Raw genomic sequence first — 14,103 nt, forward strand, 5'->3', positions numbered from 1 at the left:
TGAAAATATAGGTGTCACCCACAATCATACTCCTATTTTCAAAAGTTTGTTCTTATAATTTTTTCCAGACTTTGTAATATCAGCATATCCATTGGTTTTGCTTTTTAAAAAGGAGGTTAAATAAAAGGCAAAGGTGGTGGAAACATGTCCTTGAATACAGAGGTTGCAATTGTGGGCGGAGGGATTGGCGGCTTGACGCTTGGATTGAAGCTGGCTCAAGCCAATATTGATGTCCTCGTTATAGAAAAGCTGGATGCCCCATCTTCCATTTATAAAGGCGAACTCCTGCAGCCGAAGAGCCTGAAAATTTTTAAACGGCTGGATATTTTGGATGTAATCCGCGAGAATGGCTTTTCATTTTCCCGTATTGCGTTTGAGGAAGGGGAAAAAGAGTTTACCATGGATTACAGCATTCTGCCGGGGAATTATGATTACTCCCTCATGATCGAGCATGAAAAGCTGAAAGGAATCCTTCTGAATCAGGCGCTTCAATATCCAAGCTTTCATTATTTGTCAGGGACCCTGGCAAAAGGCTATGACAATGGCGAATTAATGGTTGAGCGGAAGGATGTAAAGGAGCAGCTGACAGTGAAGGCTGACTTTTTTATAGGTGCTGAGGGAAGGAATTCCATAACAAGAAAAGTAATGAACTGCAAGATTAAAAAGATTGAGTACAATCATCAGTTTTTAACTGTCACGTTTCCGCGGCCTCAATCATTAGAAGAAGGGAAGATCATTTCCAAAGATGAACGGTTCCTCGGATTATTTCCGCTGCCGGATGCGAAGGTACGGTCTGTCTATTTAATTCCGGAGGGCACTTATAAGGAACATTTCCAAAAAGGAATTCACCATTTCCATCAAAACTATTTAGAGCTTTTTCCGGAATTGGAGGGGTATGTGAACAGGCTGAAAAATTGGAAGGATATTCAGCTAATGATTCCGACAGCCTTTTATGCAGATAAATATGTGAATGGAAAACTCGCTATTTTGGGGGATGCAGCCCACACGGTCCACCCTATGGCAGGTGAAGGGATGAATATGGCGATTCAGGATGCGGATGTGCTTGGTGAATTGCTTGCAGAGATGTATGCGAGCGGAAGAATTTCGCCGGACAAGCTTAAATGGTATGAAAAAGTCAGGAAGCCCCGGGCTGAAAATATGATTAGTCTCAGCCATTTATCGGCCTTAGCCTATTCTTATTCCAACCGGGTTTTTACTGGAATACGCCGTAAAGGCCTGAAGCAGATCGAAAGAGATAAAACCCTGCAATATAAGCAAATGCTGAATGTTTCGGGCCTTGGATATTGGTCAGAGAGCCTGTGGGATCGATTGATTCAGGCAGGAATGCTGCCGGCAAGAAGAACAGAATTATCAGCGGCGGATAAAAGCCATTATTTTTATACAGAAAAAGATGACTATCCCTGGAAGAAGGTTGAACATCAATGATAAATGAATATGTGAGATTACTAAAAGCACGAAATTGGATGAAAAAGAACCAGCCTTTTTTGTACAGCTGGCATGCATATGTAGGCTTCGAGCTTGACCTTTTCTCCCAGTTCCGCAGCTGGAGGACAGTAAAAGAGGTGGCATCAAGCAGAAATCTTCAGGAAGAGCTGCTTTTAAGGTGGGTGGAGGTGGGGCTTTCGATCCGCCATTTGAAAAAGAAAGGGAAGGATAAAATTAAGACAGCATCTAAATTCAGTCTTCCATCCACGCCGAAAAACCCCCGATCCACAGGAATCATCCTGAAGGAAATGATGGAATTGCATATCCCGACTTTACTCTCTTATCCAGAACTGCTCCGTTCCAATAAGAAAAACACTTTTGACCATGAAGAGCATGGACCTACCGTAGCAAGAACCTCTTCACTGCTTGAACAGCTTGCACTGCCGCGTCTGATGAAAACCATTAAGAAAAACAAAATGGTAAGAATCATAGACATTGGCTGCGGGGAAGGCGGCTATTTAAGCAGAATCAGCCAAAAGTTCCCGCAGGCAAAACTGGCAGGCATTGAAATTAATGAAGAGGTCGCAGATTCTGCCCGTACAAATTGCAGGGATATTCCCAACATTAAAATTGTTACAGCGGACGTTCATAAGTACTCAACTGAGCAGCAGGCTGATTTAATTATGGTCAATAACCTGCTTCACTACATCCAGCCGGAGGATCGCAAGCAGCTCTTATCCCGCTTGAAAAGCTGGCTTAGCCGGAAAGGATCCATAACTATTATCACGCCCATTCTTCATTCGAAAAAAGGGGAAGAGTTTTCAAGTGTTTTTAACAGCTTCTTTTCTGCATTTGAAAACCTATATCCAACCCCGACTGAGGAGGATATCCATCAAATCGCTAAAGAGCTGAAGCTGAAAGTAAAAACCTTCAAGCCGGTCGTAACCGAAGGAGGGTGGTATTTCATCCAGCTGTCCAACAGGTAAATGAAAGCAGGCCGGATAAATGGTAGAATGGTGTAAAACATGACTGAAATGGTGATTTAAATGAGAAATAATAAATATTTAGTGATTTATGAGGAGCTTGCCCAGCAAATACAGGAAGGCAAATATCCTGCCCGATCCATTCTGCCATCTGAACATGAATTGACAGAGATGTATTCCACTTCAAGGGAAACCATCCGCAAAGCTTTGAATTTGCTTGCACAAAACGGTTTTATCCAGAAAATCCGCGGAAAAGGCTCGATGGTCCTTGATTTAAAAAAGCTGCAGTTCCCCATATCCGGACTGGTCAGCTTTAAAGAGCTGGCCGGGAAAATGGGTCAGCGTGCCGAAACGATTGTGGACGAATTTTCACTTATTCAGCCTGACGCAGAAAAGATGAAGCATCTCCATGTTGATAAAAGTGAAAAGGTATGGAAAGTTTATCGTGTCCGAAAAATTGAAGATGAGCGGATAATTTTGGATAAGGATTTTTTAGTTGAGAAATATGTCCCGGGCTTAACCAAAGAAATATGCCAGAGCTCTATTTTTGCCTATATTGAGGGCGAACTTGGAAAAAAAATCAGCTTTGCCAAAAAGGAATTTACAGTGGAGGAACCAACAGCTGAAGATCGCAGGCTCCTTGATATGGAAGGATTCCATGCCATTGTTGTGGTAAAAAATTATATTTACTTTGACGACGCCACCCTTTTTCAATATACGGAATCCAGGCATAGACCCGACAAATTCAGGTTTGTTGACTTTGCCAGAAGAATGGACAGTGGGGTGTTTTAAGGGCGAACATGCATTTTTACGTTTAAGATTGTCAATTCAGGGAAATCTCCTTATGTGAAGATTTTTCAAAGGAGATGTTATAAATGAGTAAAAAAATCGCATGCTTAATTACCGAAATGTTCGAAGATAGTGAATACACGGAACCTGCTCAAGCATTTAAAGAAGCCGGCCATGAGGTTGTGACAATTGAAAAGGAACAAGGCAAATCCATTAAAGGCAAACAGGGTGAAGCCACTGTTCAAATAGATCAAAGCATTGATAACGTAAACCCGCAGGACTTCGATGCCCTGTTCCTGCCAGGCGGATTCTCACCGGACCAGCTTCGTGCCGATGACCGATTTGTTCAATTTACAAAATCCTTCATGGACGAAAAGAAACCAGTATTCGCGATCTGCCACGGGCCGCAGCTGCTGCTGACAGCCAAGACACTCGAAGGCCGCGACGCAACTGGCTACAAATCCATCCAAGTCGACATGGAATACGCAGGCGCCAAATTCCAGGACTCAGAAGTCGTCGTCTGCCAAAACCAGTTAGTCACAAGCCGCCAGCCAGAAGACATTCCGGCATTTACACGTGAATCGCTTAAGTTGTTAGGCTAATAAAATTGACAGCCCTCTGCCTGATTTGGCAGGGGGTTTTTGTATTGAAATAAATGATACGGGCTTTGATTAAGAATGGTTATTATTAATACGTGCTGATGGAGCGGAAGGCGCGAGACTCCTACGGGAGTGGCGAACCAGGGGAGACCCCGCAGGCGGTCGCGCCGAGGAGGCTCTCGGTAGCCCCGTGGAAAGCGAGTGCCTGCAGCGGAAATCAGCACCAACTCAACAGTTGCATATTATGTTATATAAGTCTACTCAAAGACATTAAAAAGCAGCCATCAAAAGGCTGCTCCAATAATTATTTATTCTTCCTCAAACTCCCCAGCTCTTCCACCAAAGCCTGCATTTCATTAGGACTAAACGAATCCTTTTTCATGACAAGATCATAAATATCCTTCAATTCCTCATACATTTCCTCATCAAAATGAGAAGGCTTAATAGCACCTAAGTTTAACACCTTCAGCTTTTCCTTAATAGCCTCAATCATAAACTCCACATTCTCAACCGATTTCTCCGACAAATTATTCATTCCCAACACCCTCTCATAGCTATGTATTTGAACGCTCACGCTTTTCTTATCATCTTTCCACGATATCAGCAAATTGTCAACATAAATTAGACTTGCATGTACCATGGAAATTAGTAGAAAATAAAGGAGAAGTTTGGACAAATTATATAGGATCTTTCAAAAAAAGAACGAGTCAGGTTTCGTCAACTGGAAAATAGGGAAAAATTGAACCAAATTTTCATATAATAATTTTGCTAAAGGAGAATAAAATATGGGGAAATCATTGTTTTGGAAAGGTGTACTATATGGAGCACTTGCAGGCGGTGCGCTAAGCCTTCTTGACAAATCCACAAGGGAAACCGTTTTTGACAATTGCAGGAAAACGTCAAGCAATGTCGGCTATTACATAAAGCATCCAAGTGAAGCTGTGAATCAGGTAAAGGATGTTTCCAACAAGGTCAAAACAGCTATTGACCAGGTTAGTGAAGACGTTGCTTTTATTACTGGAACAGTGGAAGAAATAAGAGAAATGGCACCGGAAGTAACACAGATTGTTCAGAATACAAAGCAGGCCTTTTCAGATATTAAGCAGAAGGGATCAAGTGAACTGCCGGAAAAATCTTCTGACGATTCAGTTCAGATTCCGCATTAAAAACAAGTGAGGTGTTGGAGTGGGACGAACTTTTTCGGCACTGATTCCAAACTTATGGAAGAGAGTAGAAGAAGATGATGTGTTTGGACTTGCTGCCCAATTGGCGTATTTCTTTCTTCTCTCTCTATTTCCGCTCCTTATTTTCCTGGTCACACTCGTTCCTTATTTGCCGATCACACAGCAGGATATCTTAAATGTTGTCCGTGATTTTGCACCAGGAGAGACCATGAAGCTCATTGAAACCAATATCTATGAAATTACGCAAAGAAATGGAAAGCTGCTTTCCTTTGGAATCATCGCTACGCTCTGGTCAGCTTCAAATGGAATCAATGCTGTGGTGAAGGCGTTTAATAAGGCGTATGACGTAAAGGAAACCCGTCATTTTATTATTGCACGCGGGATGGCGATATTACTGACGTTTGCGATGATTTTTGTGTTTGTGCTGGCGCTGCTCCTTCCTGTTTTTGGGAGACAGATTGGTTTGTTTATATCTTCGGAATTTGGTTTGTCAGGTCAATTTCTGGCGATTTGGAATATGGTTCGCTGGTTAGTGAGTCCATTTATCCTTTTTATGGTGTTTACAGGGCTATACTGGATTGCCCCCAATAAAAAGTTAAAGTGTATTAGTGTTGTACCTGGTGCCATTTTTGCCACAGTCGGCTGGGTGATGTCATCCCTTGCCTTTTCATACTATGTCAGCAGCTTCGGCAATTTTTCCGCTACCTATGGAAGCATTGGGGCCATTATTGTGCTTATGATCTGGTTTTACATATCCGGGATTATCATCATTCTTGGCGGGGAAATCAATGCCATCAATTCCAGGATCAATAAAGAGGATTGCTGATGAAAAAGTTTCCTTCTTAAAAAAGCACTTTCCGTAACACAATAGTAATGGGGGAAAATGAATTCTTCAGGAGGGCATTGATATGACAAAACACACGAAAAAAGACGGCGGCACAAAGCAAAAAGGCAAAAATAAACCTAAGCAAAAGACATCCGGATCTGCTAACGGGCAGAACGGCTACCATTAAAAATAAAGCCTGGGAAACTGAGTTCCCAGGCTTTCCTTATGATCTCAATAACCTCAGACTGTTTAAAATAACTAAGATGGTAGACCCTTCATGGCCGATTACTCCATAAGGAAGGTCAAGTATCTGCAGGAAATTAGATGCAATTAAAAACATAATGACCGTTATTGAAAAGATGACATTTTGTTTGATAATGCGATTCATTCGGCTTGAAAGTTCAATGGCTTCGGCAATTTTTGGCAGGTCATTTTTCATTAACACAACATCAGCTGTTTCAAGCGCTACATCCGTTCCTTCGCCCATGGCAATTCCGACATTTGCCGTTGCAAGGGCAGGGGCATCGTTAATTCCGTCACCGACCATGGCGACATTGCTGTATCTTTCCTTTAGCTTTTTCAAATGCTCAACCTTGTTTTCAGGCAGGCACTCGGCAATATGCTCATTGACATGGCTTTCGCTGGCAATGGCTGCTGCTGTTGTCTGGCTGTCTCCAGTAAGCATAATGGTGTAAATTCCTTGCTGCTTCAATAGATCAATAGCCTGTTTGGTTTCTTCACGGACAACATCCTTGAGGGAAATAAGGCCAATGACTTCTTCATTTTTCTGTATAAATACAACAGTCTTTCCTTCACTTGCCATGCGATCGGCTGCTCCATTTGCAAATACCTTGGCCTCAGTTTTACCGACAAAAGAGGCTTTGCCGATTTTCCATTCATCCTGATCAACTTTGGCTTTCACTCCAAATCCGGTAACATCTTCAATGCTCTCCGGACGAATAAGGGATTCTGACAGTGTTTCCTTGGCATATTTGACAATGGCATTTGCGAGCGGGTGGTTTGAATGACTCTCGATAGAAGCTACCTTCAGAAGCAGATCTTCCCCGGAAAGACCATCCTTGACTACTACATCAGTTACTTCCGGTTTTCCTTTTGTCAGTGTGCCGGTTTTATCAAAGGCGATCGCTTTAAGATGACTTAAGTTTTCGAGGTGCACGCCGCCTTTAAACAGTATACCGTGTTTCGCTCCATTCGAAATGGCTGATAAAGTCGCGGGCATGATTGATGCAACCAGGGCACAAGGTGAAGCGACGACGAGCAGAATCATTGCCCGATAAAAGGTTTCTGTCCAGCTCCATCCTAAAAGAAAGTGAGGAGCAAACATCATTAAAACGACAACAGCCAAAACTACTTTGACATAGGTTCCTTCAAACCTTTCAATGAAAAGCTGTGAAGGAGACTTCTCGCTTTGGGCTGATTGCACCAGTTCAATAATTTTTTGGAAAAGAGTTTCATTATTTGGTTTTGTTATTTCAACTGTAATCGATCCGTTTAAATTCACAGTACCGGCAAAGACCTGGTCATCTGCTCCTTTGGAAACTGGAAGTGATTCACCCGTGATGGCTGCCTCATCCAATGATGAAATGCCTTTTACGATCATTCCATCCGATGGAACCCGCTCACCTGGTTTTACCAGGATTAAATCCCCGATTTCCAGCTCAGACACATGCACACGTTCCTCAGCCCCATCTATGATCCTCAGGGCTTCTTCTGGCTGCAGTTCCATGAGGGAAGAGATTTCTTTATGGCTTTTGTTCATGGTATATGTTTCTAATGCGCCGCTGACCGCGAAGATGAATATCAGGATGGCGCCTTCTGTCCAATAGCCAATAATCGCTGATCCGATCGCAGCGAATATCATCAGCATTTCAACATTCAGTTCTTTATTCTCGATGGTTTCTTCGATGCCTTCTTTTGCTTTCGCAAAGCCGCCGATAATGAAAGCCAGCAGGTAAGCTGCAATTGATGCAGCTTCCATTTCGCTTCGGTCTAATAACCAGCCTGCCAGAATCAATACACCGCTTAAGAGAGCGGCAATCAGTTCAGCATGTGGCTTGATTTTTTCTAAAAGGTTTTCTTCAGATACTCTGCTGCTTTTAAGCAATGCCTTTGCCTCCATACTCATCGTTTGTCCTCCTAAAAATGAATTTAAAGTTTTGTCAGTTGTCTTATTGAGAAGAATAATCACATTCAATACCCCTAAAAAACGACGAAAGCTGCCACCAATTAGGTGACAGCGTTAAAATCCAGTCATACAGGTAATGCAGCTAGCATTATGCAAATATTGTATTCTATTACACTTATATTACTATATAGCCTATGAAAAGAAAAGTTAAACAGTTACTTTTCTTTTTATATTTAAACTTGTTAGCTTCTGATGTAGCCCGTTGCTTTCCGCGGGGAGGCATGAGAGCCTCCTCGGCTTCGCCTGCGGGGTCTCTCACTTCCCTCTCCTCCCGCAGGAGTCAAGTGCCCTCCGCTACAATCAACTCAGCAGGTAAAACTTTATTTGTATTTCAAGGCCAAACTATCATATAACCTTTGTAAATTCTGCTATACCGAAATTAAAACGACTGGCTCTTCTCCAATATCTGCTGTTTATTCCCAAACAATGTGACGGCGACAAAGATAATCAAAAGCATGACACTGATAATATTGAAGAAGCTTATGGATTTGAATAGTTCAATGAACAGGCCGCCGAAATAGGGGCCAATCAGGCTGCCAATGCTAAATGCTACTCCGCATAGCAGGTTGCCGGTTGGAAGCAGGTTTTTTGGCATTAAGTCTGCCATATAGGTGATGCCAAGTGAAAAGGTTGATCCGACGGCCATGCCGGCAATGAATAAGCAAACTGTCAGAGCAAAGACCAATTCTTCGAGCATGCTTGCGGCGACGAAGCTGATAAACCCGATAAAAAGAACACTCATTAACACATTGCGTCTTCCGAATTTATCACTCATGATTCCTAAAGGAAGCTGGAATATGATTCCGCCAATTGCAAAAGAAGTCAGCAGCAGCGAAACGCTTGAAACTTCCAGCCCGATGCGCAGGCCGTAAATAGGGAAGCTGCCGTTCAAGGAGGCTTCAAGGAACCCGTAGCCCAACGCAGGCAAGAAGGCAACCCATCCATATTTCGTAGCTTTCGAAAAACGCTTCATTGTTTCTCTGAATGAGTTGATTTCAATGGACTGTTCTGGAAAGTCATTTTTCAATGTAAATAAAAACAGCCAGGCAATCAGACACAGTATGGAAGAAATGACAAACGGCAGGGTTTCATTAATTTTGACAAGGGGTGCCATTAATGGCCCTACTCCAAATCCTACCCCGAAGAAAAGTCCATATAATGAAATATTCCGGCCGCGCTTGTTTTCAGGTGAAAAGGATGTGATCCATGTTTGTGTGCCGAAGTGCAGGGCATGGTCTCCAATTCCAATTAACAGCCGGAGAATGAACCAAAACCAAAAGGATTTCCAGAGAGGGAAAAGGATGAGAGATACCACCACTAATAAACCTCCAAGGATAATAACCGGTTTGTAGCCGTATTTGCGCAATGGATATTCCATAAAAGGAGAGATGAGCAGGATCCCAATGTATAAACCTGTTGCATTCAAACCATTTAAGCTTGAGGAAATGCCGTCATTTTCAAAAATAATTGCAATTAAAGGAAGCAGCATTCCCTGGCTAAAACCTGAGATGGCCACAATGGTGATGAGAATCCAAAACCGCAACGTTTCTTTATTCATATTAAAACCTCATTTTCTGACGTGAAATATAAATGTCTCCTAAATGATGGTATCGGGATTAGGGAATCTTGGCAAGAGAAAGTTGCTGGTCATAATATTTTTGTTTGTAGGTAAAATAGTGTAATCTCTAATATTAATAAGATAAAAAGGGGCGAATACCATGGAATTTAAAATGAAGGAAGAAGCAGGCTTTTATACCGATTTGCCATTTGGACGCCTGGATGTTGCCGGGGATGAAGAGTATGGCTTCAGACCGTACCAGCTGCTTGTCGCTTCGCTGGCTGTGTGCAGCGGGGGTGTTTTGAGGAAAATCATGAAAAAAATGCGCATGGAATTTGAAGACATCGAAATAAAAACCAATGTGGAAAGAAACCCTGAAGTCGCTGACCGTGTTGAGAAGGTACATATTCATTTCATCATAAAAGGAACTGACTTAAATAAGGATAAGCTTCACAAAGCATTGGAATTGACTAGAAAGAATTGTTCAATGGTACGCTCAGTTGAGGGAAGCATTGAAATTGAAGAGACATTTGAACTTATTTAAAACGCAAAAAAGGAAGAGGGTGCCTCTTTCTTTTTTTTATAGGCAAGCTTTTCATCAGGTATCTTTGTGAAGGGTGAATGAAAAATAGTATAATAATTCCTATAAAAATAATAAGAATTAAAAATTTGAAGTGAGGTGCCTCTCAATGAAATTCCAAGACTTACATACAGCCGAAGAAAGAATCCAGCTCATGGAAAAACTCTCGGAAGCGTTTTTATCAAGAGCTGGCAAAAATGATGAAGAGGGTCTTTTCCCCTTTGAAAATATAAAAGAACTTAAAGAATCAGGATATACATCATTAACAGTCCCCAGACGATATGGAGGAAAGGAAATCTCCCTTTCTGAATTTCTCCGCCTCCAGGAAAAAATTGCTGAAGGAGATGGCTCCACAGCCTTATCCATTGGCTGGCATATGGGCATTATCAAAAGCCTGGGCGAGAAAAACAACTGGGATGAATCCATATTTAGGACTTTATGTGAAGAAGTGAAAAAGGGAGCATTAATGAATAACTGTGCAACAGAACCGCAGACGGGCAGCCCTACAAGGGGAGGAAAGCCAGTTACCTCTGCCAGAAAAGAAGGAGATTCTTGGATTATTAATGGCCGGAAGAGCTTTACGACAATGGCTCCTGTGCTTGATTACTTCAATGTGAGCGCCACGATTGAAGAAAGCGGGGAAATAGGGAACTTCTTAATTCCGAGAAGTTCCGAAGGCCTGGAGATAGAAGAAACATGGGACAGCATTGCTATGAGGGGAACGGGGAGCCACGACCTTCTTTTAAAAAATGCAAGGGTTAAGCAGAACGCTCTTGTTGAGCTGTTTCAGCCCGGCAAAAAAGGAGCGGCAGGCTGGCTTCTCCATATACCGGCCTGTTATTTAGGCATTGCACAGGCAGCTCAAGATTATGCCATTACTTTTGCCAAAAATTATTCCCCGAACAGCATTAGCGGTGCCATCATTGATTTGCCCAATGTTCAGCAAAAAATTGGCGAGATGGAGCTTGAACTGATGAGAGCACGCCATTTTCTCTATTCCGTTGCAAACAAATGGGATGAAGCAAATGATGAAGCCAGAAGCACAATGCAGCCTGAATTGGGAGCAGTCAAGCTGGCTGTAACAAACGCTGCCATTGCAGTAGTCGATTTAGCCATGCGTGTGGCAGGTGCCCGCAGTTTATCAGCAAAAAATCCTCTGCAGCGTTATTACAGGGATGTGCGTGCCGGCCTCCATAATCCGCCAATGGATGATATGACGATTCAGGCCTTAGCAAAAAAAGCTATAAAGTAACCTGGAAGGCAGCTGTCTTAGCAGCTTTAGTTATTGTTTAAAAAAACTTATATCATTGTAGCCCCAATCGCCTGGTGATTGGGCTATTTTGTTGTCTTCAAATCTGAATTAGCTTTAAGTTCGGACAGCAAAAACCGTGGATTGTGTCCGAAGCTGCCCCGAGTTCGGAAAGCAAAAGCCAAATTTTATGCCTGTTTTTAAAATGCCTAAATCCTGCTCCAAGTTTGAATTTTTACGAAATCGGCTAAAGAGAAAGAACGTTTTACATAAACTCACTGCATATAATCACATAGGCGGGAATGAGCAGGCAATACTAAAAATATTAAAACGTAAGGAGAAAAGAGATATGACTAATAAAATTTTTATGGTATTGGCATTTGCAGGTGTGCCGCTGTCTGTTATCGGAACATTGATGCATTGGTCCAATATTTTGCTGTTTGTGATTTACTGTATCACCATTATCGCATTGGCCAGCTATATGGGAAGGGCGACAGAAAGCCTTGCCATAGTTGCAGGCCCCCGAATTGGAGGGTTGCTGAATGCCACCTTTGGAAATGCGGTTGAACTGATCATATCGATTTTTGCATTGAAGGCCGGCCTGATTAGTGTGGTTCTTGCATCACTGACAGGATCCGTTTTGGGGAATTTACTGTTAGTGGCAGGCCTTTCATTTTTCGTTGGCGGAGTTAAATACAAGACCCAGTCCTTTAATGTCTATGATGCACGCCATAACTCAGGACTTTTGATGTTTGCCGTCATTGTGGCTTTTGTGATTCCTGAAGTGTTTTCAATGACCATGGATGAAGCAGAAACAATTACTTTCAGCATCGGCATCTCGGTCATTTTAATCGCTCTTTACCTAGCGGCTTTGTTCTTCAAGCTGGTCACTCACCGGGGCGTCTATCAAACAAACGAAGAAGGCGGAAGCTCTCATGAGGAGGAAACTCCGGAGTGGAGCAAAGGGAAAGCCATTGCTGTACTTGCCATTGCGACCATTGCCGTTGCTTATGTATCAGAGAATCTGGTTCACACCTTCGAAGAAGTGGGAGAAGCGTTTGGCTGGACAGAACTGTTTATTGGGGTAGTCATTGTGGCAATCGTGGGAAATGCGGCTGAGCATGCTTCTGCCATCATTATGGCTTATAAAAATAAAATGGATATAGCTGTTGAAATTGCTGTTGGTTCCACGCTGCAGATTGCGATGTTTGTAGCACCTGTCCTTGTACTGCTTTCATTGCTGTTCCCGGCTGCAATGCCTCTTGTCTTTACAATGCCTGAGTTAATTGCCATGGTCACATCGGTGCTGCTGATGATTGTCATTGGCAATGATGGAGAAACCAACTGGTTTGAAGGCGCCACTTTGCTGGCAGCTTACGTTATCATGGGAATAGGGTTTTATCTTTTATAGGGCAGACCAAACAGAAAACCGGCTCTGAATAAATCTCAGGGCCGGTTATTTATATGGGTATTTAAGTACTTTTTTAATGGATTATGTTTTTCAGAGAATGGTTCTGTTCGCTTTCAGTCATTGATCACCAACCTTTACGCTGATATTTGACCATTAACCTGACTTGCAGATGACTTAACAAAAAAACGATTCTCCTCCTTTTACATAGTAGTGGGGTTGATTTCCACTGCCCTCCTTTTGTTTAGTAAGCCTATTATAAAACATTATTAGATATTTGTAAATATTCAGATTTTTACAAAATCATTACAAATGAAATATTTTTACTGTTCATTCCTTCATTAATCACTTTCTAATTTTTCACGGGAGGGATAATATTCACTTTCTCCGAAAAAACTAATATCAACCTAAAAAGATTGTGACTTGAAAGGAGAAAGACATCATGAAAAAATACGTAAGCATTCTTTTTTTAGGTCTTATATTAATGCTGTCGTTCCATCCGGCCGCAGAAGCGCAGAAAGGGACTGAGAAATCGGCAAAACAGCCGCCGAAGGCCATTGCTGTCCCTAATTCGGTGCTGAATGTTACAAAGGAAAATACGTATCCGAATCCGGCTCAGGATATGCCGACACTCCAGCCGAGTGAATTAACCCAGCAGCTCATTGATTCTTCCAAGGTTAAAATCGAAAATCCGGATCTCATTCGGATGCTGAATGAAACATCTGTGAGCAGCACTCCGTTCGCACTTGGATACAGAGCCATTGTATATCTCGGTCAGTGGCCGCTTAATTATGAGTCTGCTGAAACCTCCCCTAATTGGGAATATCAGAGGATTAACACGAATTATTTCGACAACCGCGGCGGCAAAGCTCCTTATCAGATTCATTACGTGCAGGAAGCCCAAAAGGTTGTCCGCGGAGGTCTGACTGCCAAGGTTCCCAATGCCGAGGATGTAAAAAAGATGATGCTCCTCAAAGCCATGGAAAAATCGGGTCTGCCTCTTGCTTTTGAGACGATTGTTGGAGCAGGCACTAAAAAGGATCATATCTATAACATTCCGCCCAAAAGATTAGGGTACCTATACGGCTATGCCCCTGCAATCAACGAAAAGGGGAAAGTAACGTATGGAGAAGTATATTTAATGTTAAAAGGCAGCAAGAAAATGATCGTTATTAAAAATGTCACTTCACAGGGAATAGGTGCCTGGATTCCGATTCAGGATCATGTGACGTTTGGGTTTCTTGTTTCCGAAAGGCCTAGATAATAAAAAAGCCA

General features: G+C 42.4%; 13 protein-coding genes. 10 read left to right on the top strand and 3 right to left on the bottom strand.

The annotated features are described in order from the left end of the window. The first annotated feature begins 144 nt into the window (after nt 1–144). The 4 genes from JI665_RS18205 to JI665_RS18220 all read left to right on the top strand — a co-directional run bounded on the left by JI665_RS18205 (nt 145) and on the right by JI665_RS18220 (nt 3,820). A complete protein-coding gene (locus tag JI665_RS18205; RefSeq protein WP_206842359.1) occupies nt 145–1,446 on the top strand; it encodes an FAD-dependent oxidoreductase in 1,302 nt (433 codons plus the stop codon). After that, nucleotides 1,443–2,432, top strand: a complete 990-nt coding sequence (locus tag JI665_RS18210) for a class I SAM-dependent methyltransferase (protein WP_206842361.1) — start codon at nt 1,443–1,445, stop codon at nt 2,430–2,432. The genes JI665_RS18205 and JI665_RS18210 overlap by 4 nt, the downstream gene beginning before the upstream one ends. 60 nt (nt 2,433–2,492) lie before the next feature. Further along, nucleotides 2,493–3,221, top strand: a complete 729-nt coding sequence (gene treR / locus JI665_RS18215; protein ID WP_206842364.1) for a trehalose operon repressor — start codon at nt 2,493–2,495, stop codon at nt 3,219–3,221. A gap of 83 nt (nt 3,222–3,304) precedes the next feature. Further along, a complete protein-coding gene (locus tag JI665_RS18220) occupies nt 3,305–3,820 on the top strand; it encodes a type 1 glutamine amidotransferase domain-containing protein (RefSeq protein WP_206842366.1) in 516 nt (171 codons plus the stop codon). 301 nt (nt 3,821–4,121) lie between these two features. Here the strand turns inward: JI665_RS18220 and JI665_RS18225 are convergent, their stop codons facing one another. Then, the gene (locus JI665_RS18225) at nt 4,122–4,352 is read right to left on the bottom strand and encodes a DUF1128 domain-containing protein (protein WP_009334896.1); all 231 of its coding nucleotides are present in this window, start codon (nt 4,350–4,352) and stop codon (nt 4,122–4,124) included. Between the two features lie 250 nt (nt 4,353–4,602). Here JI665_RS18225 and JI665_RS18230 point away from each other — a divergent pair, with 250 nt between their 5' ends. Together JI665_RS18230 and JI665_RS18235 are read left to right on the top strand one after the other, a co-directional pair. Next, on the top strand, nt 4,603–4,983 hold the full coding sequence (locus JI665_RS18230) for a YtxH domain-containing protein (protein ID WP_206842367.1): 381 nt from the start codon (nt 4,603–4,605) through the stop codon (nt 4,981–4,983). 19 nt (nt 4,984–5,002) lie between these two features. Then, complete coding sequence (locus JI665_RS18235; RefSeq protein WP_206842369.1) at nt 5,003–5,827, top strand: YihY/virulence factor BrkB family protein; 825 nt, start codon at nt 5,003–5,005, stop codon at nt 5,825–5,827. A gap of 223 nt (nt 5,828–6,050) precedes the next feature. Here JI665_RS18235 and JI665_RS18240 read toward each other — a convergent pair whose 3' ends face one another. Continuing rightward, on the bottom strand, nt 6,051–7,973 hold the full coding sequence (locus tag JI665_RS18240) for a heavy metal translocating P-type ATPase (protein ID WP_206842371.1): 1,923 nt from the start codon (nt 7,971–7,973) through the stop codon (nt 6,051–6,053). 439 nt (nt 7,974–8,412) lie between these two features. After that, entirely contained in the window at nt 8,413–9,591 is a 1,179-nt protein-coding gene (locus tag JI665_RS18245; protein ID WP_206842372.1) for an MFS transporter, read from the bottom strand. 160 nt (nt 9,592–9,751) lie between these two features. Here JI665_RS18245 and JI665_RS18250 point away from each other — a divergent pair, with 160 nt between their 5' ends. The 4 genes from JI665_RS18250 (at nt 9,752) to JI665_RS18265 (ending at nt 14,092) form a co-directional block, all read left to right on the top strand. Continuing rightward, the gene (locus JI665_RS18250; protein WP_206842373.1) at nt 9,752–10,135 is read left to right on the top strand and encodes an OsmC family protein; all 384 of its coding nucleotides are present in this window, start codon (nt 9,752–9,754) and stop codon (nt 10,133–10,135) included. Between the two features lie 145 nt (nt 10,136–10,280). Beyond that, nucleotides 10,281–11,423 (top strand): acyl-CoA dehydrogenase family protein, encoded by a 1,143-nt coding sequence (locus JI665_RS18255; protein ID WP_206842375.1) that lies wholly within the window; start codon nt 10,281–10,283, stop codon nt 11,421–11,423. A gap of 346 nt (nt 11,424–11,769) precedes the next feature. After that, nucleotides 11,770–12,831, top strand: a complete 1,062-nt coding sequence (gene cax / locus JI665_RS18260) for a calcium/proton exchanger (RefSeq protein ID WP_206842386.1) — start codon at nt 11,770–11,772, stop codon at nt 12,829–12,831. A 439-nt stretch (nt 12,832–13,270) separates the two neighbouring features. After that, complete coding sequence (locus JI665_RS18265) at nt 13,271–14,092, top strand: YfkD famly protein (RefSeq protein ID WP_206842388.1); 822 nt, start codon at nt 13,271–13,273, stop codon at nt 14,090–14,092. The last annotated feature ends 11 nt before the right edge of the window (nt 14,093–14,103 follow it).

The organism is Bacillus sp. NTK034 (genome assembly GCF_017303275.1).
Lineage (GTDB): Bacteria > Bacillota > Bacilli > Bacillales > Cytobacillaceae > Cytobacillus.